This window comes from Streptomyces sp. NPDC051576, from assembly GCF_040681835.1.
Lineage (GTDB): Bacteria > Actinomycetota > Actinomycetes > Streptomycetales > Streptomycetaceae > Streptomyces.
Map to the genome: position 1 here is coordinate 469,875 of NZ_JBFAZO010000002.1, position 26,415 is coordinate 496,289.

Genomic DNA, 26,415 nt, shown 5'->3' on the forward strand with positions numbered 1-26,415 from the left:
CGGGGAGTTTCCACGGTGCCTCGGGCACGGACGCACCGGGGCTCGGCTACTGGACACAAGGAGTTCGCATGGCCCTGTGGGACCGCTTCAAGGAGTCCGCGTCGACGATGCAGACCCAGCTCGTGGCGAAGAAGAACGACCTGAAGAGCGGGGCGTTCCGCGACGCGAGCATGGCGATGTGCGCCCTCGTGGCGGCGGCCGACGGCACGATCGACCCCTCGGAGCGCCAGCGCGTCGCCCAGCTCATCGCGAGCAACGAGGTGCTGCAGAACTTCGACGCCATGGACCTCCAGCGCCGCTTCGACGAGAACCTGGGCAAGCTGACGGCCGACTTCGCCTTCGGCAAGGTCAGTGTGTTGCAGGAGATCGCCAAGGCGAAGAAGAAGCCCGCCGAGGCGCGTGCCGTGATCCAGATCGGCATCGTGATCGGCGGCGCGGACGGCGACTTCGACAAGACCGAGCAGGCCGTGGTCCGCGAGGCCTGCTTCACCCTGGAGCTGCCGCCGCACGAGTTCGACCTCTGACCGGACCTCGATGCAGGAGCCGCAGCGTGTCCGAGCACAGCCGCATCGACACCGCCACCGCCCACTCCGCGCGGATCTACGACTACATCCTGGGCGGCACGGACCACTACCCCGCCGACCGGGAGGCCGGCGACGCGATGGTCCGGGAGTGGCCCGCCATGCCGGTGCACATGCGGGCCAACCGCGACTTCATGAACCGGGCCGTGCGGTATCTCGCCGGGGAGGCGGGCATACGGCAGTTCCTCGACATCGGCAGCGGCATCCCGACCTCCCCGAACATCCACGAGATCGCGCAGGCGACCGCGCCGGAGGCCCGGGTCGTCTACGTGGACAACGATCCGCTCGTACTCACCCTGTCCCAGGACCTGTTGGACAGCACGCCCGAGGGCCGTACCGCGTATGTCGAGGCGGACATGCTGGATCCGGCGGCGATCCTGCGCGCTCCGGAGTTCCGCGGGACGCTCGACGCCGCCGAGCCGGTCGCGCTGACCGTGATCGCGATCGTGCACTTCGTACTGGACGAGGACGACGCCGTGGGCATCGTGCGCCGGCTCCTCGAACCCCTGCCCTCCGGCAGCTACCTGGCGATGTCCATCGGCACGGCCGAGTTCGCGCCGGACGAGGTGGGCCGGGTGGCACGGGAGTACGCGGCCCGCGGGATGCCGATGCGGCTGCGTACGTTCGCGGAGGCCGAGGAGTTCTTCGCGGGGCTGGAACTCGTCGGGCCCGGTATCGTCCAGGTCCACAAGTGGCGTCCGGACGGCACGGATCCGGAACCGATCAGGGACGAGGACATCGCGATGTACGGAGCGGTGGCCCGCAAGCCGTAACCCACCGGTCCTCCCGCACTTCACGTCGTTAACTTCCGTACGACGTCGAGATGATCACAATGCGGCAGCAACAACTCACTCCATGTCGCTGCTCACTTGACTACCAGCGGTCACACGCGATTGGCTCCGGCCAGCGGGAGTCTCCCGGTCGGCGCACCTCATACGGCTCCGGGCGCACTCTCCCCGTAATCAAGTTCGGCCGCACAGCGAGGTGCCGCACCGCTCATGACCACTCCTCCCCCACCTCACACCTCCTTCCGGCGCATACGCCGCACGGTGCCGACCGCCGCCGTCGCGGTCTGTCTGCTGCTCGCCGGCTGCTCAGGGACCGGCGGTTCCCAGGCCGGCTCCGACGCGGGCGCGGCCGGGGCCGCGGGCACCGGTCGGCTCAAGATCGCCATGGTCACCCACGCGAGCCAGGGCGACGACTTCTGGGTGCTGGTGAAGAAGGGCGCCGAGGCCGCGGCCGCCAAGGACGACGTCGAGCTGACGTACACGAGCGATCCCGACGCCACCGGGCAGGCGGAGCTGGTGCGGGACGCAATCCGGGACGGGGTCGACGGCATCGCGCTGACGCTCGCCAAACCGGACGCGATGAAGGCGCCGATCGCCCAGGCCAAGGCCTCGGACATCCCCGTGGTCGGCCTCAACTCCGGTATCGACTCCTGGCAGTCGGACGGCATCCTGGAGTTCTTCGGGCAGGACGAGAGCGTCGCGGGCCGCGCCGTCGGCGAGAAACTGGACGCCCTCAAGGCCAAGCACGCCCTGTGCGTGATCCACGAGCGGGGCAATGTCGCCCTGGAGGCACGCTGCGCGGGCGTGAAGAAGTCCTTCACCGGCGAGTCCGACATGCTCTATGTGGACGGCACCGACATGGACGCCGTGTCCGCGGCGGTCACGGACCGCCTGAAGCAGGACCCCACCATCGACGAAGTGGTGATGATGGGCGCCGACTTCGCGCTGACCGCGGTCAAGGCCGTGAAGGCGGCAGGCAGTAAGGCCAAGGTCGCGACCTTCGACCTCAACCAGAAGCTGGTCAAGGCCGTGAAGAGCGGGGACGTGCAGTTCGCGGTCGATCAACAGCCGTATCTGCAGGGCTATCTGGCCGTGGACTCGCTGTGGCTGTACAAGACCAACGGCAACATCAGTGGCGGCGGGGTGGCTCCCGTGCTCACCGGCCCGGCGTTCGTGACGAGGACGAACGTCGGCGCGGTCGCGAAGTTCGCGGCCAACGGAACGCGCTGACCGGACACTTCGTACGAGGATGTAGCGAGGACGACCACGATGTCTCCACGGACAGGTGCCCGGCGCCGCGTCGGTTCCATACGTCTATCCCTGATCCTGCTGGCGCTGGTCCCCAGCGTCACGCTGGCCGCCATGTGGGGCCTCACGACGACCCAGATGTTCGCGGAGGGCCTGCGGCTGCGCTCGCAGACGGAGCTGAGCAGATCGACCGGCGCCATGGGCACCGAGGCGGCGCTCGCGCTCCAGCAGGAGCGCAGTCTGTCGGCGGCGTGGCTGGCCTCGCCGCACGGGTCCCGGGCCGCGCTGGACGCGCAGCGGGTGAGGACGGACAAGGCGGTGGCCCAACTCGTGGGCCAGTCCGGCGCGATCAAGAAGGCGCCCGCCCGTATCAAGGACCGGCTGTACTCGGTCGTCGCGTCCGTGGACAGCCTGGAGTACTACCGGGACCAGGTGGACGACCCCACCGACATCACCGCCCAGCAGGTGCTGGACCAGTTCACCGCGATCATCGACGACCAGATCCAGGCGTTCCAGCAGCTGTCCCAGGTCGACGACGGCGACCTCACCTCCCAGGCGGAACCCCTCGTCGCCCTGGAGCACGGGGCCGAGCTGGTCTCCCAGGAGGACGCGCAACTGACCCTGGCCTGGCCCTCCGGGCATGTCGACGACAAGACGTGGGAGCAGTTCGCGGAGCTGGTGCACGCGCGCCGCTGGCTGGTCCAGGACCAGATCGCCACCGCGTTCCAGGGCAGCGCCAAGACGCAGATCGAGCAGGTGCTGCAGAGCCGGGAGTGGAACACCCTGGAGTCCGTGGAGGACAGGGTGCTCGCGGCCGGTACGGCGGACGGCGGCACCGCCGGCCGGATCGCGCTCCCCGACGCGCGGAAGCAGTGGAACAGCGCCCTGGCCGAAGTGGGCGCCCAGTACACGACGTTGATCAGACAGCAGACGGACGGACTCCTCGACCGCAGCTCCGACAAGGCGCACCGCCTGCTGGTCACCGCCGCCTCGCTGAGCGCGGGCGGACTCGCCGCCCTGCTGCTGTGCGTCGGCATGTCGTGGCGGATCACCCGCTCCCTGTCCAGGCGGCTGCGCGGTCTGAAGATGGCCACCTTGGGCCTGGCCGAGGAGCGACTGCCCGATGTGGTGGCCCGGTTGAACCGGGGCGAGAAGATCGACGTGGAGTCGGCGACCCCGCCACTGGACTACGGCGGCGACGAACTCGGCCAGGTGGCACAGGCGTTCAACACCGCGCAGCGCACCGCCGTGCACACCGCGGTCGAACTCGCCGACACCCGGAGGGGTTTCCAGAAGGTCATCCTCGGCATCGCCCGGCAGAGCCAGAACCTGGTCAACCTCCAGCTCACCAAGCTCGACGCGCTGGAACGCCGGCACGACGACCCCGAGGTGCTGCGCGGCCTCTACGAACTGGACTCCACCGCCAGCCAGTTGCGCCGCTACGAGGAGAACCTCGTCGTCATCAGCGGCGAGCAGCCCCGCCGCAGCTGGACCGAGCCGGTCGCCCTGATCGACATCCTGCGCAGTGCCGTCGGCGAGGTCGCCGAGTACCAGCGGGTGGAGGTGCACACCGACGAGGAGGTGTGCCTGGCGCCGCCCGCGGTCGCCGACGTGATCCATCTGCTGGCCGAGCTGATCGACAACGCGACGGTGTACTCCCCCGCGCCCAGCCCTGTCGGGGTGCGGGCCGCGATGGTCGCCAAGGGGCTGGTCATCGAGGTCGAGGACCGCGGGCTCGGCATGTCCGAGGAGGACTACGCCTCGCTCAACGAACAGCTCGCGGTGGCCCCGAAGTTCGACGTGGTCGCCCTCGCCGACGACCTGCGGCTCGGCATGTTCGTGATCGCCCGGCTCGCCACCCGGCACAGCATCGCGGTGACGCTGCGCCCCTCGCCGTACGGTGGCACCACCGCGATCGTGCTGATCCCGCACGAGATCGTCGTACCCGAGAGCCCCGACGAGCCCGCCCCCGGCGCCTCGAAGGCCGCCGATGTCCACGAGGCGGTCGTAGCCGAGCGGGCCGCCGAGAGGCTGGAGCCCGCGCCCGAGGCCCACCCCGTCATCCCTCCGGCGCGCTCCCCCGAGCCCGCGGTGAGCGCCGGTCCCAACGGGCTTGACGGGCTCGCCCCCTTGCCTCGGCGGGTGCCGCAGACCAGTCTGGCCAGCGAGTTGCGGGAGGAGGCCGGTTCGGTCGAGGAGGACGGAGAGCTGGAAGACTTCACCGCGGAACGCGCCGCCTCCTCGCTCGCCGGGTTCCAGCGCGGCACGTTCCAGGCACGGGACGCCATCGACGACGACGCGCCACCGCAGTACGACCGGGAGGAAGCAGCAGCCTCCTCGACTCCGCCCGCCGACCGCTCATGAAGGACTCCGCCATGACACGTCCTGTCCCCGCCACGCACACCCAGCTCGACCAGTTGCTCACCGGACTCGTGGACCGGGTGGCCGAGGTGAACCAGGCCGTCGTGCTGTCCGAGGACGGCCTGGTCGTCAGCAAGTCCACCGGGTTCCTGCGCGACGACGCCGAGCGGCTCGCGGCCACCGCGTCCGGGCTGATGAGCCTCAGCAAGGGCGTCAGCATGGACTTCCGGGGCGGCCCGGTGCGCCAGGCGCTGATCGAGATGGCGAACAGCTATCTGATCCTCACCGCGGCGGGCCCCGGCGCCCATCTGGTCGTGCTGACCGGTCCGGGCGCGGACGTCGGGGTCGTGGCGTACCAGATGAACATGCTGGTGAAGAAGATAGGCGAGCATCTCAGCGCCGCGCCGCGGGCCGGCGTCGGCCCCGCGGCCGGCTCCGGCGAGTGAGGTGAGCGGTGGCGACGCGGCGGGACGGCTGGTCCGGCCGTTCACGCTGACCGGAGGCAGAACCCGGCCCAGCCGCGCCGATTTCACCCTCATCACCACGGTGACCGCGGTCGAGCCGGTGCCCGCTCGGGCGCCCCGGCCGCAGCCGGAGCAGTCCCGCATCCTGCGGCTGTGCGCCGAGCCGCTGGCGGTGGCGGAGGTCGCCGCCCTTGTCGACCTTCCGGTGAGCGTGGTAGTGATCATGCTCTGCGACCTGCTGGAGGCGGGCCTGATCACGGCCCGTCCGCCGCACCCGGTCTCCCGTACCAGCCCGGACATGGACCTGCTGCAGAAAGTGAGGGAGGGCCTTGACCGGCTCTGACACCATCGCTCCGGCACCCGCGCCGCCCGAGACGGTCAAGATCCTGATCGCGGGGGGCTTCGGTGTCGGCAAGACCACCATGGTCGGCTCGGTGAGCGAGATCGCGCCGCTGCGCACCGAGGAACCGCTGACCGTGGCGGGCCTCGCCGTCGACGACCTCGACGGCATCGAGGAGAAACGGGCCACCACCGTGGCCCTGGACTTCGGCCGGATCACCATCGGCCAGGACCTGGTGCTGTATCTGTTCGGCACCCCGGGCCAGCAGCGGTTCTGGTTCATGTGGAACGACCTGGCGCTCGGCGCCCTGGGCGCGGTGGTCCTGATCGACGTCCGCCGCCCGAAGTCCAGCTTCGCGGCCGTCGACTTCTTCGAGCGCCGGGGCATCCCGTTCGTGGTGGGTGTGAACGGCTTCTACGGCGAGCATCCGTATCCGGCGGAGGCGGTCCGCGACGCGCTGGCACTTCCAGAGAACGTCCGGGTGCTGCTGTGCGACGCCCGGGAACGCGACTCGTGCCGCAACGTCCTCATCGCCCTGCTCGACCAGTTGATCGCCGCCGCCATCGAGGGCGGCGGGGGCGGGAAGCTCACTCCTCCGCCCCGGTGAGCGGCGCGTCCGAGGGCGCGATGATCCGGGCAGCGAGGTCCGGCTCCGCCATGTCCCGGTCGAAGGGGAACAGGGGCCGCCGGATGCGGTGATGGCCGAGCCGGCCGAGGTCCTGGTCGACGCCGCCCGGAGTGAGGGCCATCTTCCAGTCGGCGGCCATGGCGAAGAGTTCGGGTTCGAGATAGCCGATCTTGACGAGCACGAGATCGGCGGAGCGCGGGTCCAACTCCAGGTCGGTGAAGTCGTGTTCGTGGTGGTACGGCTTGCGCAGCCGGGTCAGGATCACATAGACGCTCCCCACCCTGAGCACCACCTCGGTCCCCGCGTCCCGGTCCCCGTGCCGGACGCAGTGCACGACACCGGTGAGGGTGAGCGGGCCCGCGTGCCGGTCGTCGACCTCCGCGCCCGCCGTGACGGTGACGGTGGCGCCGACCCCGGCCCGCTCGGCGGCGGCTACGGCGCCCGGTCCGGGCAGCGAGGCGTAGATGACCGTAGGCCCGTCGTGATCCTTGAACTCCGGGCGTTCCAGGACGTGTTGGAGGCCCCAGGTGACGTCTCCCGCTCCGCCCGCGGTCGGGTTGTCGCCGGTGTCGCTGATGAAGTACGGGCGGGCGGTCGAGGCGAGGGCCTCGTCGAGGCACTCGTCGAGGGTGCCGGTCGGCGCGACGAACGCGAAGCCGTGCCGGGCGTCCCAGAAGCCGCGCGCCAACCGCTCGGCACCGGCGGCGACTTGGGCGGCGGAGTGTCCCGTGACCACGACGGCGGCCCGGTTGCGGGGTTCGTCGGCCCACGCGTAGCCGACCCAGATCGCCGCGTCGACGACCCCTTCGTCTGCCTCTACGTCCGCCACCGCCGCGTACACGCTCTTCGCGGGTTCGATACGGGTCGAGGTCTGCTCCCCCGCGAGCAGCACCGGCACCGGCACCCAGGCCTTGACCGGGCGGGGCGCGCCGCTCGCCAGGAGGTCGACGAGGTTGCGGGCGGCGCGCTCCTTGGTGTCCATGGCGTCCTCGTGCGGGGCCATGCGGTAGCAGGTGATGAGGTCGCTCCGGTGGACCAGTTCGCGGGAGACATTGCCGTGCAGGTCCATCGAGGTCGAGACGAGGGTGTCCGGGCCGACGGTCTCGCGGATGCGGGCGAGCAGGAGGGCCTCGGCGTCGTCGATCCCCTCGACTGTCATCGCGCCGTGGATGTCGTACCAGAGGCCGTCGAGCGGACCCAACTCCCTTACCCGCTCGATGAGTTCGGCGGAGAGTTCGGCGTACGCGGCGGCCGTCACGGTGCCGCCGGGCAGCGCCTTGCCGACCAGGGCACCGCGCCAGTCGGCGGCCTCGCGGAGCGGGGTGCCTTCGGCGAGGAAGGGGTAGCGGGTGAGGACGGCCGCGCCGTGCTGGGGGTGGAATGCGGGGGCTTCGGTGCGGGCCGGGGAGAAGGTCGAGGACTCGATGCCCAGGCCGGCGATGGCGATGACGGGACGGGGAACTGACATGGCTCCTCCGGAGATCAGGATTGGTGGGTACCGGTGACCGTGTGCAGCGCGTGGGCAAGGGCCCGTTGCAGAGCGAACTGGCCCGCGCCCACCAGCCCCGCGTCCGCGCCCAGGCTCGCGCGCTCGATCGCCAGGTGTTCGGTGACCAGGGGGTGGCAGCCCTCGTAGAGCTGGCTGCGGACGGCCGCGACGAAGGGTTCGAGGGTGGAGAGGATGCCGCCGAGGTAGACGGCGTCGGGGTTGAAGAAGTTGACGTTGGCGGCGAGGACCTGGCCGAGGTAACGGCCGGCCTGGCGGACCGCTCGGGTCGCCTCGGGGTCGGCGTCGGTGGCCAGCCGTACGACGTCCTCGGTGGAGGTCACGTCGAGGCCGTGCCCGCGCAGGATGCGCACGAGGGCGGCGCCGGAGGCGACGGTCTCCAGACAGCCGGTGTTGCCGCAGGAGCAGGGCGTGTCCTGGGCGGCTTCGACCCGGACGTGGGTGATCTCCCCGGCTGCGCCGGTGCCGCCCCGGTAGAGCCGGCCGTCGGCGATGACGCCCGCGCCGATCCCGGTGCCCACCTTGACCATGATCGACTGGCGTCGCTCGGCGGGCTGGACCGTGTGCTCGCCGACCGCCATGCAGTTGGCGTCGTTCTCGATGGCGGCCGGCACCTCGAACCGCTCGGCGAGCCAGCTCCGGATGGGAAACCTGTTCCAGCCGGGCATCCGGGCGGGCAGCGTGACGACCCCGGAGGCGATGTCGACCGGGCCGGGCAGGCTCAGGCCCACGCCTCGCAGCAGTTCCCGCCCGTGCCGTTCGGCGAGCGCCATGAGCGTCTCGGCGAGACCCGGCAGCGCGGCCTCCGGACCGTCCGCCGTAGGGAAGGGCACGGTCGACACGTCGGTGAGTCCGCCGCCCGGCAGGACGACCCCCACGTGCGCGTGCCTGCCGCCGAGTTCGGCCGCGACCGCGAACCCGTCGCTGCCGCCCAGCCGCAGCACCTTGCGCGGCCGGCCGCCGGTGGAGGAGCGGGTGCCGTGCTCGGCGACCAGGCCCAGGGACACCAACTGGCCCACGGCGAGGGAGATCGTCGAGGGTGCGGCGCCGAGCAGTTCGGCGAGTTCGGTGCGGGTGGCGGCCTGCCCGGAGGCGAGCAGTTCGAGGACATGCTCGGCCAGGGAGGAGACGCCCGAGGTGCCCTTGCGGCGGTGCGCGCTTTTTTCAGGCATGAAGGAAGTTACTTCCGGATCGGGTGATCGAGGCGTCGAGCGTAAGTCACCCGAACAGCCCTCCGGCTTTTTTCAGAACGGCAGTAACAGGCTTTTTACAGCGGCACGCCTGTTTCTTCGACCACGAGGGTCGTTGACTGTCCTCACCCCCGCCTCCGCCCCTCATTTTCCGAGGAGAGCCATGTCCCCTGTTCGCACGAGACTCCTCACGGGTGCCTCCCTGACCACGGCCGCGCTGCTGCTCGCGGGCTGTTCCGGGTCGAGCGGTACGTCGTCCTCCGGGTCGCACGACTCCATCGACTACGCGCTGCCCGCGAACTTCACCCCGAACTGGATCCTGCCGATCGGCACCGCCGCGCACCTCAACACCAACAACATCTCCATCGCGTACTCGCTGTGGGAGCCGCTGGTTGCCTACGACGGCTCGACCGGCACCATGGGCTGGAACAAGAAGGGCTCGGTGGCGACCGCCGCCGACTTCGCCGCCGACAACAAGAGCGTGACGATCACCCTCGGCGACCGGCACTGGAGCGACGGGAAGCCGATCACCTCGGCCGACGTGAAGTTCTGGTTCGACCTCATCAAGGCGAACAAGGCGCAGTGGGCGGGCTACAACCCGGGCAAGGCGCCGGACAACTGGACGTCCTTCAAGACCGTGGACACCCGCCACTTCACGATCACCTTCGACAAGGCCTACAACCCGCAGTGGATGCTGGCCAACGAGCTGAGTTCCATCAACCCGCTCCCCCAGCACGTGTGGGACAAGGTCGGGGACGCCAAGAAGGACTGGACGTACCTCAACGACGCGGCGAAGAACATCAACGGCTATGCCACGAACGCCCTGTGGAAGACGGTCAGCGGCCCGTACACCGTGAAGTCCTTCTCCACGGCCGGCAAGGTCGTCCTGGCCGCCAACACCAAGTACGACGGCGGCGAGAAGCCCGGCATCCCCACCGTGAACCTCCTCCCCTTCACGACGGCGGACGCCGAGAAGAACGCGCTGCGGTCCGGGAGCGTCGACTACGGCTACATCGAGGCGACCGACCTCGATCAGAAGGCGAGCTTCACCGCGCAGGGCTACACCGTGAAGCCGTGGTCGGGCTGGGCGATCACCTACATGCCGTACAACTTCAACAACCCCGCCATGGGCGCCGTGTTCAAGCAGCTCTACGCCCGGCAGGCCGTCCAGCGCTCCATCGACCAGTCCGGTCTGGCGAAGGTCATCTTCAACGGGACGGCGGTGCCCGGATACGGGCCCGTCCCGCAGGCGCAGAGTTCGTCGTTCCTGTCGGCCACGCAGAAGAGCGACCCGTATCCGTTCTCGACCTCGGCCGCCAAGTCCCTTCTCACCGGCCATGGTTGGACCGAGCAGGGCGGGGTGATGACCTGCACGAGCCCGGGGACTGGGGCCTCTCAGTGCGGTGAAGGGGTCGCCAAGGGGACGAAGTTCCAGATGCAGGTGCTGTCGCAGTCCGGTTCGACGGTGACCGACAACATGATGAGCGCGATCCAGTCCTCGCTGGCGAAGACCGGCATCAAGTTCTCCATCAAGACCGCGCCGGTCAACTCCGTGCTCTCGCAGACCCCGCAGTGCACGGCCTCGCAGTCGATCTGCAAGTGGCAGCTCTCCTTCTTCGGTACGGCCGGCAGTTGGTACTTCCCGGCCTTCCCGACCGGCGACTCCCTGTTCCAGTCCAAGGGCGGCGCGAACTTCGGCAACTACTCCGACGCCGATGTCGACAAGCTCATCTCGGCGTCCACCACGTCGAGTTCGACCCAGGCGATCCAGGACTACAGCGCGGCCCTCGCCAAGGACCTGCCGGTGATCTGGCTGCCGGAGCCCGACTACCAGATCTCCGTGGTCAAGAGCGGCCTCGGCGGCTTCTCCCAGGACCCCCTCGCCAACTTCCACCCCGCACAGTGGAAGTGGACGAACTGAGGCATGGACACCCTCCTGTACCTGACCCGGCGGATCGCCCAGGCACTGGTCGTGATCCTCATCGTGACGGTCGTGGTGTTCGGCCTGCTGCACGCGCTGCCCGGGGGTCCCGCACGCGGGATCCTCGGCCCGCAGGCCACCCCGCAGCAGATCACTCTCTTCAACCACGACCAGGGCCTCGACCGCCCGCTGCCCGTCCAATACCTGTACTACCTGCGGCAGTTGCTGCACGGCGACCTCGGCACGTCGTACACCCTCAACGAGGCGGTGTCCCAGCTCATCGAGCAACGGCTCCCGAAGACACTGGTGCTGACCGTGCTGTCGGCCGTCGTCGGGCTGCTGCTCGCCCTTCCGCTGGGCATGTGGCAGGCGGTACGGCGGAACAAGCCGGCCGACTACGTCATCACGACCTTGAGCTTCGTGGCGTACTCGACTCCCGTGTACTTCCTGGGACTTGTGCTGGTGCTGGTCTTCACACAGATGCTGCGGTGGTTCCCGTCGCAGGCACCGCAGGGCGACACGGTGGCCCAAGTCTTCGCGGATCCGGTGGCGTTGGTGCTGCCCGTGGTGACGGGGGCGGCCTCGATGGTCGCCGTGTTCAGCCGGTACATGCGGGCGGCGACGCTGGAGAACCTCTCCGAGGACTACGTGCGGACGGCTCGGGCGGGGGGTTCGCGGCAGCGGGCGATTCTCTTCAGGCATGTGTTCCGGAATTCGCTGACGCCGGTGATCGCGATGCTGGGGTATTACGTGCCGGTGTTGTTCGGCGGGGCGTTGGTTGTCGAGCAGCTGTTCAACTACCCGGGGATGGGGCTGTTGTTCTGGAGTGCGGCTCAGTCGTCCGACTACCCGGTGCTGTTGGGGTGTGTGTTGGTGATCTCTGTGGCGACTGTGGTGGGGACGTTGCTTGCGGATGTTGTTCAACGGGTTGTGGATCCTCGGGTGAAGGGGAGCATGACGTGAGTGTTCAAAGTGCGGGCCGGTTGGGGTCGGCCGCGCCCCGCGGCGGAGCCGCAAATAGACACAGCCCCGCGCCCCTGATTGCTCGCTTCGCTCGCAACAGGCTCGCGGTGGGGGGACTCGTAGTTGTGGTCCTCTTCCTCTTGTTCTGCTTCCTAGGGCCGGTCCTCCACGCCACCGATCAGGTTCATACCGATCTCACGCAGGTCAACCTCCGTCCCAGTGGCGCCCATTGGCTCGGGACGGACGCCGTCGGTCATGACGAGCTCGGGCGGCTCATGTACGGCGGAAAGGTCTCGCTGCTCGTCGGGCTGGCCGCCGGGGTGCTCGCCACTGTCATCGGGACGCTGTGGGGGTCCGTCGCCGGGTACGCGGGTGGGTGGGTCGACGCGGTGATGATGCGGGTGGTGGACGCGGGGATCGCCATTCCGGCGCTGTTCATCCTGCTGGTCGTGTCGGCGATCACCAGTCCGGGGGTGCCGGGGCTGATCGTGATTCTGGGGCTGGTGTCCTGGCTGGTGCCGTCGCGGCTGGTGCGGGCGGAGACGTTGACGTTGAAGCGGCGGGACTATGTGCTGACCCTGCGGGCCATCGGGGGCACGCACGGCCGGGCCATCGCCCGGCACATCCTGCCCAACTCGGTGTCGACGATCGTCGTCGCGGCGACTTTCCAGGTCGCCGACGCGATTCTGCTCGTGGCCTATGTGTCCTATCTGGGGCTGGGAGTTCAGCCGCCGCAGACCGACTGGGGCGGCATGTTGTCGGCCGGGCTGACGGCCGCCTACTCGGGACGCTGGTGGCTGATCGTTCCACCGGGCCTCGCGATCATCCTCGTCGTGTGCGCGTTCAACGCGATCGGCGACGGGCTGCGCGACGCCTTCGACGTGAGGGGACGCGGATGAACGGCATCCTGGAGATCGAGAACCTGGGTGTCAGCTTCTCGACGGAGAGTGGTGAAGTGCCCGCCGTGCGCGGGGTGTCGCTGCGGGTCGCGCCGGGCGAGACGCTGGCGCTGGTGGGTGAGTCCGGGTCGGGGAAGTCGACGGTGGCGCTCGCCGCGCTCGGGCTGCTGCCGGGCAACGCCCGTGCGTCCGGGGGCGTTTCGGTCGGTGGCACGGATGTGGTGGGCGCCGGTGAGGCCGAACTCGCGCGGCTGCGTGGCCGTACGGCTTCGATGGTGTTCCAGGAGCCGGCCACCGCGCTCGATCCGCTGACCCGAATCGGCAGGCAGATAGCGGAGGTTGTCCGCAATCACCGGGACGTCTCCGCCAAGGAGGCGGCCGCGGAGGCCGTCGAGTTGCTGCGCAGGGTCGGGATTCCCGAGCCGGAGCGGCGGGCCTCCGCCTTTCCGTTCCAGTTGTCGGGCGGGCAGCGGCAGCGGGTCGTCATCGCGATGGCCATCGCCAACTCGCCCGGACTGCTGGTCGCGGACGAGCCGACCACCGCCCTCGATGTCACCGTGCAGGCCGAAATCCTGGATCTGCTGCGGGCGTTGGCGGCCGACTCCGGGACGGGCGTGCTGCTGGTCACGCACAACATGGGGGTCGTCGCCGATTTCGCCGACCGGGTCGCCGTGATGCTGGAGGGGGAGATCGTGGAGACGGGCACGGTGGAGGAAGTGCTGCTGCGGCCCACGCACGAATACACGCGGCGGCTGCTGGCGGCTGTGCCCCGGCTCGCCGTGACGGGAACGGCGAGTGCCGTGCGTAAGGAGGGCGAGGGGGCGCCGGTGGTCGAACTCCGGGGTGTGGGTGTGCGGTTCGGGCGCGGGCCGCGTGCCGTGCGGGCGCTGGACGAGGTGTCGCTGACCGTGCGGGCCGGGGAGACGGTGGGGCTCGTCGGTGAGTCGGGGTCCGGGAAGTCGACCGCGGCTCGGGTGGCGTTGGGGCTGGTCGCGCCCGAGTCGGGGGACGTCTCGCTCTTCGGCACCGATCTGCGCCGGGCGCGGGGGCGGGCGCGGCGGGCCCTGCTGGCCGGGGTCGGCGTGGTGTTGCAGGATCCGGTGGCGTCGCTGGACGCGCGGATGAGTGTCGGGGAGTGCGTGGCCGAGCCCTTGCGGGTGCACCGGCGTGGCATGGGGGCGGCCGAGCGGCGTGAGCGGGTCGCCGAGGTGCTCGAACTGGTGCGGCTGCCCGGGGAGTTGGCGCGGCGCGGGCCGCGTGAGCTGTCCGGTGGGCAGCGGCAGCGGGTGAGTCTCGCGCGGGCGCTGGTCCTCGCACCCCGGCTGCTGGTCGCGGACGAACCGACGAGCGCGCTGGACGTGAGCGTGCAGCGGACCGTGCTGGAGGTGATCGCCGAGTTGCAGCGGGAACTCGGGTTCGCGTGTCTCTTCGTCTCCCACGACCTGGCCGTGGTGCAGCGGTTCGCGGGGCGGGTCGTCGTGATGCGGGGCGGGCGGGTCGAGGAGCAGGGGCCGACCATGAGCACGTTGCTGCACCCCGAGACGGAGTACACGCGGCGGCTCATCGCCGCTGTGCCGGTACCGGATCCGGTACTCCAACGGGAGCGCAGAGAGCGCCGGGTGGCGTCGGGGACGGGGGCCGGCGCGTGAGCGAGGCTCCCGAGGTGGTGGCCGGCGTCGACATCGGCGGAACCACCACCCAGGCCGTGCTGTGCACCGCCCGGCTCGACGTCCTGGACCGGGCGGAGGTGGCGACCCCGGCGCGCGAGGGCGGCGCGGCGATGATCGAGGCGGCGCTCTCGGCGCTACGGCTGCTGCTGGACCGTAGGCCTGCCCGGTTGCTCGGTGTGGGCGTCGGCGCGGCCGGTGTCGTGGACGCGCGGGCCGGGCGGGTCCTGGTGGCGAGCGACTCGTTTCGGGGCTGGGCCGGGTTCGAGGTGACGGCGGCCGTCGAACGGGCCCTGGAGGTACCGGCGTTCCTCGACAACGACGTCAACGCGTTTCTGCGCGGGGAGGTGGCTCGGGGCGCGGTCGTGGGCGAGGAGAACGTGCTCGGGATGACGCTCGGCACCGGCGTGGGCGGCGCGCTGTGGCTGAAAGGCGCCCTTCACGACGGGCCGCGGGGGGCGGCGGGCGAGATCGGCCATGTCCCCGGGTTCGGTGAGCTGCCGTGCACCTGTGGTGGTCGGGGGCATCTGGAGACGCTGGCGTCGGGGCGTTCGATCGCGGCGCGGTACGGGGAGCGGACGGGCCTGGAGCTCACCGCTCGTGCCGTCGCCCGGGCGGCCGGGCGGGGCGATCCGGACGCGCTGGCGGTGTACGGGGAGGCGGGGCGCGGGGTCGCCCGTGCGCTGCTGATCACCGCGGGGCTGCTGGATGTCACGACCTGTGTGATCGGCGGGGGTGTCAGCCGCTCGTGGGCGCTGGTCGGGTCGGCCGTCGAGGAGACCCTGGCGCTGGAGCCGCCGGTGAGCGGTCACCCGGTGCGGGTGCTGCCGGCGCTGCTGGGCGGTGACGCGGTGGCGATCGGCGCGGCGGCCCGGGCGCGGGCGGAGCTGCCGATCCACACAGGAGGCCCCCAGCAGGCGCCCAGGTGAACGACGAGAACCGGCCAAGCACGACCGTGTGATTGACGCGCACGCGCCCCATCTCTACCTTCTGATCGACTTACCGAACTCCGTTCGTGATGTCGAACATGGTGTGCATGTCTGACCATTGGGCCGCTCGCATCCCCCCCTGGAGAACACATGGCCGTCCCCCCGCTCCCCCACCCGTCCCGCCGCCTGTTCCTGGGCATGGCCGCGACCGTCCCCCTCGCGGCCACCGGCGCGCTCACCCTCGGCGCCGGCAGCGCCTCGGCGGCGACCGACTCGGCTTATGTCATGTGCTACTTCACCGAGTCGCCGACGTTCCTGGGCGCCAACTACGGTCTGCACCTGGCCGTCAGCACCGACGGTCTGGAGTGGACCCCGCTCAACCAGAACGCCCCCGTGGCCACCCCGACCGCGGGCTCCCTCGGCCTGCGCGACCCGTTCATCCTGCGCAAGCAGGACGGCACCTTCGTGGTCCTCGCGACGGACCTCAACGGCACCGACTGGTCGTACGTCAGCCAGTACATCCACGTCTGGGACTCCACCGACCTGCGTACCTTCACCGGCTACCGGCGGATGAAGGTGCACGACATGGACACCCACGCCTGGGCGCCGGAGTCGTTCTGGGACGCGGGGCGCGGCCAGTACGGGGTGATCTACTCGGCCGTCAACTCCAGCGGCCACAACGTCATCATGGTCAACTACACCAGCGACTTCGTGACCGCCGGGGATCCGCAGGTCTTCTTCGACCCCGGTTACGACGTCATCGACGGCGACCTCGCGGTGGGGGTGAACGGGGTCAACTACCTCTACTTCAAGAAGAACTCGACGCTGGTCGGCGCGAAGTCCACCTCACTGGACCCGGGCAGCTTCACCGAGTTCAGCACGGCGGTCTCGCACAACGGCACCGAGGCACCGACGCTGGTCAAGTCCCTCACATCCAGCTCGACCTGGTACCTGTGGGGCGACACCTGGGACCCCAACGGCGTCTTCTACGCCTGGCAGACCAGCAGTCTGGCCGCCGGCACCTGGACCGCCGTGGACCAGAAGCTCTACACGCAGCCGCTCAACTCCAAGCACTGCGGCATCCAGCCGATCACCATGACCGAGTACAACAACCTCGTCGCCAAGTGGGGCACTCCGGCCTGGAACCGGCTCAAGTCCTACAACTATCCGGCGCGTTACGTCCGCCACTCCAACTACATCGGCCGGATCGACGAGTACGCCTTCGACCCGTACCCCGACTCCCAGTGGACGCTGGTGCCGGGCCTCGCCGACTCGGCCGGGGTGTCCTTCCAGTCGGTCAACTACCCGACCCGCTATCTGCGGCACTACAATTACGCGCTCCAACTCGACGTGAACGACGGCACGTCGACGTTCGCCGGGGACGCCACGTTCTACCGGACGGCCGGCCTCGCGGACTCCGCCTGGGCGTCCTTCCGGTCGTACAACAACCCGACCCGGTACATCCGGCACTCCGACTACGTGTTGCGCATCGACCCGATCTCGACGGCCACGGACCAGCAGGACGCGACGTTCCGCGTGGGGTACTGAGCCGCCGGACACAGCGACGCGGGTGCCTCCCGGAGAACGGAGGCACCCGCGTCGTCGCCGGAGACGGTCAGCTCAGGCCGGCCGTCTTCAGCCAGGCCTTCGCCACGTCCAGCGGGTCCTTGTTCTGGGACTGCACCTGGGTGTCGAGGTCCAGCAGGGTCGCCGTGTCGAGCTTCGCGGAGACCGCGTTGAGGGCGGCGACACCGGCCGCGGAGAGGCCGCTCTTGTAGACCAGGGGCTGCACGTTCTCGAAGCCGAAGAGCCGCTTCGGGTCCTGGAGGGTGACGTGCTTCTCCTTGACGATGGTCGGGTCCGTGCTGAAGAGGTCCGCCGCCTGCACGGTGTTCTTCTTCAGCGCGGCCGCCGTCAGCGGGCCGCCCGCGTCCAGCGCCTTGAAGGACTTGAACTCCAGGCCGTAGACGGACTTCAGGCCCACCAGGCCCTGCTGCCGGGTCTGGAACTCCGGCGAGGCGCCGATGACCAGGTCCTTGGCGACGGACTTGAGGTCCGCGATGCTGGAGTCGGCCGTGAGGTTGTACTTCTTCGCGGTCTCGGCGTTGAGGGTGACCGTGTCCTTGTCCTCGGCGGCGGCCGGGTCCAGCAGCGTCAGCTTGGAGTCCAGCTTGGCGTTGATCGCCGCCGTGGTCGCGGCGAGGGTCGCCGGGGTGGCCTTCGGGTCGAGGTAGGCCAGGAGCGCGCCGTTGTACTCGGGCAGCACGGTGATGGTGCCGCTCTTGAGGAGACCGTAGGTCGTCTCACGGCTGCCGATGTTCGGCTTGTAAGTGACCTTGACACCCTTGGCCTTGAGCGCCTCGCCGTAGATGTCGCCGAGCAGGATGCTCTCGGCGAAGTTGTTCGAGCCGACGACGACCGTGTCACCACTGGCCTTGCTGCCCGCGAGGGGGTTGTCGTCCTTGCTGTCGGTGGACGAACCACACCCCGTGACAAGCGCAGCCGTGGCGGCGAGGGCGACGACCGCCGCGCCGGGGTACCTAGTACTGGACCAGCCGTTCTTCGCTTTAGAAGTCACAATTCCCGTTCCGGGCTCGGATGTTGGTACAGCCATGGCAGTGGCGCCCCGCGCGGGGCGTGAACGCCGCACTCCACTGATCCAATCCAGCCGGTTCTTGGTCAGTCAAGAGAAGTCCGGTCACCGATTGGCCTCAATAGGTGCCCAGTTGTGAAGGCAACGTAAACGGACCGGTCGCGAACACGGGCGCTTTGTAACTGATTCTTGACGTAGGGCGACGTGCTTGATCGTTCAAAGAGACGGTAGTCTCCCCGGAGTTGGCGTCGGTCACAGCGGTGTGCGGGGGCCGCTTGGATCAAAAACAGTCACGCGCCGGTCATCGCGTTTCGTGACAGAACCCCACGAAGGAGGCCTGGTGTCCATACGGGGCTTCGCAGACCGTTGGCCCTTCAGGCGCAAGCTCAATCTGCTCGTCGGCGTACCGCTCGCGGTGGTCGCGGTGCTGCTGGCGTATCTCATCGCGGATGAGGTCGGGCAGTCGACGGACGCGGGTGACGCGGCCCAACTGGTGCGCGACAGCGGGCAGGTCGCCAAGCTGGTGAACCTCGTGGAGGCGGAGCACCAGCAGGCCATCCTGCTCTCCGTCCGCTTCGAGGCCACCAACGACGGCGGCACTCCTTCGCCGGCCGCCTACCGGGCGGCCCAGAAGGCGGTGGACGAGCAGGTCGGGAAGGTGCGCGACACCTTCGGCGACCGGCTGCCCGCCAGCGAGGCCCAGGCGCTGAAGGAGATCACCGGCCTGGAGACGCTGCGCGGCACCGTCGAGCAGAGCTATCTGCCCGCCGACAACATCGACCCGGCGTACACCAGCGCCTCCGACGGTCTGATCGACGGGCTCGACCTCGAACACAACGCGAACCTCGCCACCACCTTCACCGGCAACCTGCTGGACTCCGTGCTGCGGGCCGACGCCGCGCACAGTTCCTTCGAGACCAGCGTGTTCTCGGCGACCACCGGTGACAGCAACGCGCTCATCGAGTTCAACAACGCGGTCGGCGCCTACGACCTCTACACCTACCAGGCCGCCCGCTTCGCCCGGTTCGCCACCGAGGAGCAGGCCGACCAGCTCTCCGGGATCGAGCACACCCTCGCGCAGCGGTCCATCGCCGAGGCCTACGCCGAGCTCCAGGTCGACCCCAGCGGGCTCCAGGCGGAGTCGCCGGGCGCGATCCGCAGGGCCTTCGCGGACGCCATGAGCGACTACCCCGCCTTTCCGCAGCAGGCCGCGAGCCGGCTGAAGATCACCAACTCGCTCATCGGCCAGATCGCCACCCGCGCCGACAGCGCGTCCAGCTCTGCCTCCTGGCGGGCCGGGCTGCTGCTGAACCTCTCGCTGCTCGGCTTCGCGCTGTGGATCGTCTTCGCGGTGATCGTGCGCCGCTCGGTGGTCCGCCCGGTGCAGGCGCTGACCGGTGCCGCCCAGCAGGTCGCCGAGGTCGCGGGCCGTGAACTGGCCCGGGTGGCCGACGACGACGCCGAGGACGACGGCCCGCCGCTGCTGCGGGACATGCCGGTCACCGCGAAGGACGAGATCGGTGACCTCGCCGAGGCCTTCAACCATGTGCAGACCACGGCCGCCGCGCTGCTGGCCCGCCAGGTGCTGAGCCGGCGCAACATCGCCGAGATGTTCGGGAACGTCGGCCGCCGCGTCAGCAACCTGACGACCCGTCAACTCGCGCTGATCGACGCGGTGGAGCGCGGCGAGACGGACCCGGCGCTGCTCGAACGCCTCTACTCCATCGACCACATCGCCGTCCGCCTGCGCCGCAACGCGGACAGCCTGATGCTGCTCGCCGGCATCCGCGAGACGGTGATGGACGGCGGACCCACCGAACTCACCAACGTCGTACGGGCCGCGCTGGGCCAGATCGAGGGCTTCCAGCGGGTGAGCCTGCGCGCCGTCACCGAGGTCATGGTGGAGCCCGACATCATCGGCGACCTCACGCTGATGGTGGCCGAACTCCTGGAGAACGCGGTCTCGTTCTCGCCCGCGGGCAGCCCCGTCGAGGTGGTCGTACGGACCGACGGCGACGACGCGCTGATCGTGGTCGCCGACCACGGTCTGGGCATGAGCGCAGAGCGCATCGCCGAGGAGAACGCCCGGCTGATCCGCCGTGAGCGTCTCGACGTGGTGCCGACGAAGGTGCTGGGTCTGTTCGTGGTCGGTACGCTGGCCCGCCGCTGGGACATCGACGTCACGCTGGCCCGCACCCCGGGCGGCGGTGTGACGGCGGAGGTGACGATCCCGGCGACGCTGCTGCTGCGGATGAGCGCGCTGGCCTCCGGCGGTTCGGCGGCGGGCAAGGAGTTGGCGTCGGCCGCCGCGGTCAACTCCGGTCAGGAGCAGCACCGTCCGGCCCCGTCCTGGGCCGCCCCGGAGCCCGGCCCCGCTCCGACAGCCGCGCACTCCGGCCGACCGGCCACCGGTGCCGAGGCCACCGCAGGCCATGGCACCGGCCTCGGCGCCGAGTCCGCGCGGCCGACCTCCGCCGACGAGGCTCCCGCGGGTCACGACTCCGGTTTCGTCGCTCCCCCCGGACCCCGGCCCGCCGCCGTCATCAGGACCGCGGAGGAGCACGCCCGGGCCGGTGACCAGCCCGCCCCGCTCCCCCGCAGGGTCTCCCGGTACGAGACGGCCCCGGCCGCCGCGTCCGACTCCGTTCCCGCCTCCGGCGACGGCGACAGCACCGGAGGCTCCCGCCCCCTGCGTCGCCGTGTCCGGGGCGCCACCCTTCGTACGGGCGCCGACGCCGCCGCCCAGCAAGTCGCCCGGCAGGCCGCCCCCCGGCCCGCCGACGCGGACGCCGTCCGCTCGGCCCTCGAAGAGTTCGAGGCCGCCGTGGAGCGGGCGCATCGCGACAGCGACACCCTCTCGGGCCTGCGTGTCACGGACGCGGACCACCCGCACGACCAGAACGACCTCCCGAAAGGAGCTGAGCAGTGAGTACGTCGACAGGTGAAACCCCCGGGGGAGGCACCACGCCGGCCGAACTGCAGGCAGCCGCGGCCGATTTCAACTGGCTGCTGAACCGTTTCGCGAAGGAGACCGCGGGTGTCGTCGACGCCATCGCGGTGTCCTCCGACGGTCTGCTGATCGCCGTCGCCGAACTGCGCGAGCACGCCCACTCGGAGCGGCTCGCGGCCATCGTCTCCGGCATCACCAGCCTGGCCGCCGGTGCCTCGGGCAACTACGGTCTCGGCGCCCTGAACAAGGTCATCATCGACCTGGAGGGCGGCCACGTCCTCGTCTCCGCGATCGGCAGCGGCGCCGTCCTCGGCGTCGTCACCGACAAGGAGGCCAAGCTCGGCAACATCGCCTACGAGATGACGCTGTTCGCCAACCGTGCCGGTTCCGCGCTCAACCCCCAGCTGGTGCTCCAGTTGAAGAACAGCGTCGGCGCCGCTTCGGCTCGGTGACCGGTCCCCGACCGGTCGAGAGAGGAACAGCCACTCATGCCCGACGGCCGCACTCCGAGCGGTGCCGGCGCGGACGGGGACGACACCCCGGGTCGCGATCCGGTACGCCCGCCCTCCGCCGTACGGCCGTTCCTGGTCACCGCCGGCCGGGTGGCGGGCGCGGGAGCGGCGGCCTCCGAACGGCCGATCCCCGTCGAGACCCAGGTGGTGGCCACCGCCGCCGGGCTCGACGTGCTCGACCGGCTCTCCTTCGAGCAGCACGACATCGTCGCCGCCTGCCGGCAGCCGCAGTCCCTCGCGGAGATCGCGGCCCGGCTGCGGCTGCATCTGAACGTGGTGCGGGTCCTCGCCGAGGACCTGCGCGCCGCCGGGCAGTTGACGGTTCATGTGCCGAACGCCGACATCGTCCATGACCCGACCGTCCTGCGAAGGGTCATCGATGGCCTCCGCGCCATCCCCAACTCCCGGGGAGTACTCCGTGACACCGACTGAACCGGTCGCCCGCGGTGCGGCCGCTCAGACCGTCGTACGACCGCCGCTGCCGGTGAAGATGGTCGTCGCGGGCGGCTTCGGCGTGGGCAAGACCACCACCGTGGGCGCCATCTCCGAGATCGAGCCGCTCACCACCGAGGCCGCCATCACCGAGGTCGCGGCGGGTGTGGACGACCTGTCCCACACCCCGCGCAAGACCACGACCACGGTCGCGATGGACTTCGGCTGCATCACCATCGACCCCACCCTGAAGCTGTATCTGTTCGGTACGCCCGGGCAGGACCGGTTCGGCTTCATGTGGGACGACATCGTGGAGGGCGCGGTCGGCGGTCTCGTCATCGTCGACACCCGCCGGCTCGACGACTGCTACGCGGCGGTCGACTACTTCGAGCACAAGCAGATCCCGTTCGCGGTCGCCCTGAACGCCTTCGACGGCAAGATCGAGCACTCCCTGGACGAGGTCCGCTGGGCCCTCGACGTCAACGAGCGGGTCCCGGTGATCGCCTTCGACGCCCGCGAGCGCGGCTCGGTGCGGGACGCGCTGCTGGTCGTACTGGAGTTGGCGCTGGCGCGCACGGAGAGCTGACGGAAGCACATGGCGGGAGGGCCCGAGCGATCAACTGCTCGGGCCCTCCCGCTGTTCGGGCCCTCAGCTTCTGCGCACGCCCGGTGAGACCGCGAGCCGTGCGATGCCCCAGAAGACCGCCAGCGTCACCAGGGCCATGCCGGCGACCAGGGTGGCGCCGCCGACGACCTTCTCGTAGTTCTTCTGGTAGAGGCCGTCGATGATGTAGCGGCCGAGGCCGCCGAGGCTGACGTAGGCCGCGATGGTGGCCGTGGAGACGATCTGGATGGCCGCCGAGCGCAGACCGCTGAGGATCAGCGGGAGCGCGACCGGGAGTTCCACCTGGAAGAGGACGCTCGCCTCGTTCATGCCCATGCCCCGGGCGGCGTCGACCGGGGAGGGATCGACGGAGCGCATCGCCTCGTAGGTGGTGACCAGGATCGGCGGTACGGCGAGGACGACCAGCGGGATCATCACCGGCACCAGGCCGAAGCCGATCAGCACGAACATCAGCACCAGCAGACCGAAGCTGGGCAGTGCGCGGGCGGCGGTGGCGATGAGCGAGAGGGCGTTGCCGCCGCGCCCGGTGTGGCCGGTCAGCAGGCCGACGGGGAGACCGATGGCGGCGGCGATGGCGAGCGCGAGCAGCGAGTACTGGACGTGCTCGCGCAGCCGGGTGGGGATGCCGTCGTAGCCGTGCCAGTGGGTGCTGTCGCTGAAGAACAGGTTGATGTAGTGGAGTACGTTCACCGGGCTGCGTCCTCCAGTACGGCTTCGGCCGGTTCGGGCCGGTCCTCGACGGGGCGGGCCCTGCGGGTGCCGCGCGGCATCCAGGGGGTGAGGAGCAGGCGTACGGCGACCAGGACGGCGTCCACGACGATGGCGAGGACGGCCGTGGTGATCACGGAGAGCCAGATCAGCCGCGGCTGGTGGTAGATCTGGCCGTCGTTGAGCAGGTTGCCCAGCGCGCCCTGGTTGCCGATGAGCATGCCGACGCTGACGAGGGAGATGCTGGAGACGGTCGCCACCCGCAGGCCGGCGATGATCGCGGGCACGGCGATCGGCAACTGCACCTGGAGATACCGGCGTACGGGCCCGAGGCCCATCGCGGTGGCCGCGTCCAGGGTCTCCTGGGGCACCGAGCGGACGCCGTCCACGATCGCCGGGACGAACACCACGAGGCTGTAGACGCCGAGCGGGATCATCACGGTGGTCTCGGTCTGGCCGGTGTAGTCGATGAGGACGACGAAGAAGGCCAGCGAGGGGATCGCGTAGAGCACGGTGGTGATCCACAGCACCGGCGGGTACAACCAGCGCAGCCGCACGCAGAGTTGGGCGATGGGCAGCGCCACCACCAGGGCGACGAGGACCGGGATCACGGCCTCGCGCAGATGCAGGCCGATGAGTCCGAGGTAGCTGTTCTGAAGGTCGCTGGGGATGCGGAACCAGTCGTTCATCCGAGGACCTTCGTGTCGCCGCGACCGGCCGCGTGGGCGCTGCGGATCGCCTCGCCGACGGCGGCCTGCGACACGACGCCGACCACGCGCCCGGTGGCGTCCACGCCGACCGCCCATCCGGTGGGCGAGAGGACGGCGCCGTCGAGCGCGGCCCGCAGCGAGTCCTTGCCGGCCTCGAACGGGCGGCCGTGGGCGATGAGTCGGGTGGTGTCCACGGCTCCGGCGGTGAGCGCGCCGGGTTCGCTCCAGCCGAGCGGTTTGCCGTCCAGGTCGGTGACGAGGAGGTAGGGCACGTCGGGCGTGGTGCGTTCGGCGATCTGCTCGGCGGTGGAGTCGACGGCGACGATCGGGGAGGTCTTGAGGTCGAGGCCCGCGGAGGAGAAGAAGGACAGGCGCCGGATGCCGCGGTCGGTGCCGAGGAAGTCCTCCACGAAGGCGTCCGCGGGGTCGGACAACAGCTCGGCGGGCGGGGCGAACTGGGCGAGCTTGCCGCCGGTGCGCAGCACCGCGACCATCGTGCCGAGCTTGATGGCCTCGTCGATGTCATGGGTGACGAAGACGATCGTCTTGCCCAACTCTTCCTGGAGGCGCAGGAGTTCGTCCTGAAGTCCCTTGCGGACGACCGGGTCCACGGCGGAGAAGGGTTCGTCCATGAGGAGGACGGGCGGGTCGGCGGCGAGGGCGCGGGCGACGCCGACGCGCTGCTGCTGGCCGCCGGAGAGCTGGTAGGGGTACCGCTTGGCGAGGGCGGCGTCGAGGCCCACCCGCTCCATGAGTTCGGTGGCCCGCGCCCTGGCCTTCTCCTTGCCCCAGCCGAGCATGCGGGGCACGGTCGCGATGTTGTCGACGATCGTGCGGTGCTGGAAGAGTCCGGCGTTCTGGATGACGTAACCCATCGACCGGCGCAGCGTGTTGACCGGCTGCTTGGTGATGTCCGCGCCGTCCAGGGAGATCGTGCCCTCGCTGGGGTCGATCATCCGGTTGATCATGCGCAGGGTGGTCGTCTTGCCGCAGCCCGAGGGGCCGACGAGGACGGTGATCGAGCGGTCCGGTATGTCCAGGGACAGTTGGTCGACCGCCACCGTGCCGTCCGGGTACCGCTTGGTGACTGAATCTATCCGTATCAAAACGCCGAATACCCTTCGGGTTTGGCAGAAACTGCCCGTTCTCGGCCACGGTCGCAGGCCATTGGGGGCAGAGTCTAGACCGCTTGTGTTGCGGGAACTTGGCGGGAGCCGCGTCGCTCGAACCGATCGCCTGCGGCCGGAAAGCGCTGTTGACCGGTCGGTTGCCGAGTACTGTCATGGACAGGGGTCGACCACCCCTGCCCATCCCTGACCGCATACGCACGCATCCGACCGTCCGATGACGAGGAGCGCGACGTGACGAACGGCGGTACGTCCCCCTCCGACGCCGCCGTGCTCGCCCGGGGACGGAAGCTCCTGGCCCTCGCCGGAGATGCGCGGGGCCGGGACTCGGCCGAGGAGGCGCGGACGCTGGCGCTGCGGGCCGCCGCCGATCTGGAACGGGGCGTGCGGCTCACCGGCGGGACGGGAGCACCCTCGGCCGTACGCTGCCGGGCGCTGCTGGACCTGGCGGAGGCGCGGGCCGTCGCCGCCGCCGACAGCGGGGCGACCGGAGTGCTGGAGGCGTTGCACGAGGCGGTGGAGAGCGTCCGGGACGTGGGCCCGGACCTACGGGTCGTGGCCCTGCGCAGACTGGCCGAGGCCCACAGCGCCCGCTACCGCTACACCGCCGACCCCGCCCAACTCGACGCCGCCGACCGGGTGTTCGCCCAGGCGCAGGATCTGGTGCAACGCGACGACCCGGTCCGGGCGGAGCTGCTGGCGGGCCGCGGCGAGGTGCTGCTGGCGCGGGCCGAGAGCGGTGGCGGGCTGCCGGTGGCGGCGGACGCGGTGCGGGAGCTGCGCTCGGCGCTGGCGCTGACCGCGGGCGGTGATACCCGGCTGGCCGAGCGGCAGTTGCTGTTCGGGCGGGCGCTGCGCCGGCATCACACGGCGGGCGGGGCGGCGACCGATCTGCACGAGGCGGAGTGGATCCTGGCCCGCGCGGCCCGCGGCGCCCGGACGGACCGTACCGCCGCGCTCGCCTGGCTGGAGCGCGGCGAGGTGCTGCTGACCCTGGCCGGGGCGACCGGCGCACCGGAGTGGCTCGACCTGGCGGCCGAGTCGTACCACCACGGCGCCCGTAGCGCGTCCCTGGCCCACGAGCCACTCCTCGCCGCACAGGCCCACCACCAGCGCGGCGGAGTCCTGGAACGAACGGCGGGCCCGGCCCGCGCACTCAAGTCCTACCAGGCCGCCTGGGAACGATGGCAGGAGGCCGGAGCGGCACAGGGGCCACAGGCCCGGTCCACGTTCGAGCGCATGACCGCGCTCGGCGCTACGACGTAGAGGAGC

Annotated in this window: 24 protein-coding genes; 18 read left to right on the top strand and 6 right to left on the bottom strand. The window is 70.3% G+C overall.

All coding sequences use genetic code 11. From position 1 onward, the window contains the following. Positions 1-68: 68 nt before the first annotated feature. From AB0M63_RS08030 to AB0M63_RS08060, 7 genes are all read left to right on the top strand, one after another. The gene (locus AB0M63_RS08030; protein WP_355914903.1) at positions 69-524 is read left to right on the top strand and encodes a TerB family tellurite resistance protein; all 456 of its coding nucleotides are present in this window, start codon (positions 69-71) and stop codon (positions 522-524) included. A gap of 26 nt (positions 525-550) precedes the next feature. Then, positions 551-1,354, top strand: coding sequence for an SAM-dependent methyltransferase (locus AB0M63_RS08035; RefSeq protein WP_355914906.1), 804 nt, complete (start codon positions 551-553; stop codon positions 1,352-1,354). Between the two features lie 225 nt (positions 1,355-1,579). After that, complete coding sequence (locus tag AB0M63_RS08040; RefSeq protein WP_366018807.1) at positions 1,580-2,599, top strand: substrate-binding domain-containing protein; 1,020 nt, start codon at positions 1,580-1,582, stop codon at positions 2,597-2,599. A 39-nt stretch (positions 2,600-2,638) separates the two neighbouring features. Beyond that, positions 2,639-4,981 carry a nitrate- and nitrite sensing domain-containing protein gene (locus AB0M63_RS08045; protein WP_366018808.1) on the top strand — a complete coding sequence of 781 codons (2,343 nt, stop codon included), beginning with the start codon at positions 2,639-2,641 and terminating at the stop codon, positions 4,979-4,981. Between the two features lie 11 nt (positions 4,982-4,992). Continuing rightward, a complete protein-coding gene (locus AB0M63_RS08050; RefSeq protein WP_019062795.1) occupies positions 4,993-5,424 on the top strand; it encodes a roadblock/LC7 domain-containing protein in 432 nt (143 codons plus the stop codon). A gap of 1 nt (position 5,425) precedes the next feature. Further along, positions 5,426-5,785: a DUF742 domain-containing protein gene (locus AB0M63_RS08055; RefSeq protein ID WP_355914916.1), complete on the top strand. Its 360-nt coding sequence runs from the start codon at positions 5,426-5,428 to the stop codon at positions 5,783-5,785. Continuing rightward, positions 5,772-6,389 (top strand): ATP/GTP-binding protein, encoded by a 618-nt coding sequence (locus AB0M63_RS08060; protein WP_355914919.1) that lies wholly within the window; start codon positions 5,772-5,774, stop codon positions 6,387-6,389. Before AB0M63_RS08055 ends, AB0M63_RS08060 begins: the two co-directional genes overlap by 14 nt. Here the strand turns inward: AB0M63_RS08060 and AB0M63_RS08065 are convergent. Together AB0M63_RS08065 and AB0M63_RS08070 are read right to left on the bottom strand one after the other, a co-directional pair. Beyond that, on the bottom strand, positions 6,370-7,878 hold the full coding sequence (locus AB0M63_RS08065; RefSeq protein WP_366018809.1) for a M81 family metallopeptidase: 1,509 nt from the start codon (positions 7,876-7,878) through the stop codon (positions 6,370-6,372). The genes AB0M63_RS08060 and AB0M63_RS08065 overlap by 20 nt on opposite strands. Before the next feature lie 14 nt (positions 7,879-7,892). Next, on the bottom strand, positions 7,893-9,089 hold the full coding sequence (locus AB0M63_RS08070; protein ID WP_366018810.1) for an ROK family protein: 1,197 nt from the start codon (positions 9,087-9,089) through the stop codon (positions 7,893-7,895). Between the two features lie 181 nt (positions 9,090-9,270). Here AB0M63_RS08070 and AB0M63_RS08075 point away from each other — a divergent pair, with 181 nt between their 5' ends. The 6 genes from AB0M63_RS08075 to AB0M63_RS08100 all read left to right on the top strand — a co-directional run bounded on the left by AB0M63_RS08075 (position 9,271) and on the right by AB0M63_RS08100 (position 17,034). After that, a complete protein-coding gene (locus AB0M63_RS08075) occupies positions 9,271-11,028 on the top strand; it encodes a peptide ABC transporter substrate-binding protein (RefSeq protein WP_366018811.1) in 1,758 nt (585 codons plus the stop codon). Positions 11,029-11,031: 3 nt separating this feature from the next. Beyond that, positions 11,032-11,991, top strand: coding sequence for an ABC transporter permease (locus AB0M63_RS08080; RefSeq protein WP_355914930.1), 960 nt, complete (start codon positions 11,032-11,034; stop codon positions 11,989-11,991). A gap of 74 nt (positions 11,992-12,065) precedes the next feature. After that, entirely contained in the window at positions 12,066-12,890 is an 825-nt protein-coding gene (locus AB0M63_RS08085) for an ABC transporter permease (RefSeq protein WP_355915111.1), read from the top strand. Continuing rightward, positions 12,887-14,539, top strand: coding sequence for an ABC transporter ATP-binding protein (locus AB0M63_RS08090; protein WP_366018812.1), 1,653 nt, complete (start codon positions 12,887-12,889; stop codon positions 14,537-14,539). The genes AB0M63_RS08085 and AB0M63_RS08090 overlap by 4 nt, the downstream gene beginning before the upstream one ends. Further along, a complete protein-coding gene (locus AB0M63_RS08095; RefSeq protein ID WP_366018813.1) occupies positions 14,536-15,486 on the top strand; it encodes an ROK family protein in 951 nt (316 codons plus the stop codon). The genes AB0M63_RS08090 and AB0M63_RS08095 overlap by 4 nt, the downstream gene beginning before the upstream one ends. 150 nt (positions 15,487-15,636) lie before the next feature. After that, a complete protein-coding gene (locus AB0M63_RS08100) occupies positions 15,637-17,034 on the top strand; it encodes a glycoside hydrolase family 43 protein (protein WP_366018814.1) in 1,398 nt (465 codons plus the stop codon). Positions 17,035-17,101: 67 nt separating this feature from the next. Here the strand turns inward: AB0M63_RS08100 and AB0M63_RS08105 are convergent, their stop codons facing one another. Beyond that, positions 17,102-18,064, bottom strand: coding sequence for an ABC transporter substrate-binding protein (locus AB0M63_RS08105; protein WP_355914943.1), 963 nt, complete (start codon positions 18,062-18,064; stop codon positions 17,102-17,104). A 355-nt stretch (positions 18,065-18,419) separates the two neighbouring features. Here AB0M63_RS08105 and AB0M63_RS08110 point away from each other — a divergent pair, with 355 nt between their 5' ends. The 4 genes from AB0M63_RS08110 to AB0M63_RS08125 are packed head-to-tail and all read left to right on the top strand — an operon-like array spanning position 18,420 to position 22,559. After that, a complete protein-coding gene (locus AB0M63_RS08110) occupies positions 18,420-21,008 on the top strand; it encodes an ATP-binding protein (protein WP_366018815.1) in 2,589 nt (862 codons plus the stop codon). After that, positions 21,005-21,481, top strand: a complete 477-nt coding sequence (locus AB0M63_RS08115; protein ID WP_355914949.1) for a roadblock/LC7 domain-containing protein — start codon at positions 21,005-21,007, stop codon at positions 21,479-21,481. Before AB0M63_RS08110 ends, AB0M63_RS08115 begins: the two co-directional genes overlap by 4 nt. Positions 21,482-21,517: 36 nt before the next feature. Next, positions 21,518-21,973 (top strand): DUF742 domain-containing protein, encoded by a 456-nt coding sequence (locus tag AB0M63_RS08120; protein ID WP_355914952.1) that lies wholly within the window; start codon positions 21,518-21,520, stop codon positions 21,971-21,973. Next, on the top strand, positions 21,960-22,559 hold the full coding sequence (locus AB0M63_RS08125; RefSeq protein ID WP_355914954.1) for an ATP/GTP-binding protein: 600 nt from the start codon (positions 21,960-21,962) through the stop codon (positions 22,557-22,559). Before AB0M63_RS08120 ends, AB0M63_RS08125 begins: the two co-directional genes overlap by 14 nt. Positions 22,560-22,622: 63 nt before the next feature. On the opposite strand, the gene AB0M63_RS08130 is transcribed toward AB0M63_RS08125, so the two are convergent. The 3 genes from AB0M63_RS08130 to AB0M63_RS08140 are packed head-to-tail and all read right to left on the bottom strand — an operon-like array spanning position 22,623 to position 25,122. Beyond that, positions 22,623-23,288 carry an ABC transporter permease gene (locus tag AB0M63_RS08130; protein ID WP_366018816.1) on the bottom strand — a complete coding sequence of 222 codons (666 nt, stop codon included), beginning with the start codon at positions 23,286-23,288 and terminating at the stop codon, positions 22,623-22,625. After that, entirely contained in the window at positions 23,285-23,995 is a 711-nt protein-coding gene (locus tag AB0M63_RS08135) for an ABC transporter permease subunit (RefSeq protein WP_355914960.1), read from the bottom strand. The genes AB0M63_RS08130 and AB0M63_RS08135 overlap by 4 nt, the downstream gene beginning before the upstream one ends. Further along, positions 23,992-25,122, bottom strand: coding sequence for an ABC transporter ATP-binding protein (locus AB0M63_RS08140; RefSeq protein WP_366018817.1), 1,131 nt, complete (start codon positions 25,120-25,122; stop codon positions 23,992-23,994). Before AB0M63_RS08140 ends, AB0M63_RS08135 begins: the two co-directional genes overlap by 4 nt. Positions 25,123-25,377: 255 nt before the next feature. Here AB0M63_RS08140 and AB0M63_RS08145 point away from each other — a divergent pair, with 255 nt between their 5' ends. Then, the gene (locus tag AB0M63_RS08145) at positions 25,378-26,409 is read left to right on the top strand and encodes a hypothetical protein (RefSeq protein ID WP_355914966.1); all 1,032 of its coding nucleotides are present in this window, start codon (positions 25,378-25,380) and stop codon (positions 26,407-26,409) included. Positions 26,410-26,415: the final 6 nt, after the last annotated feature.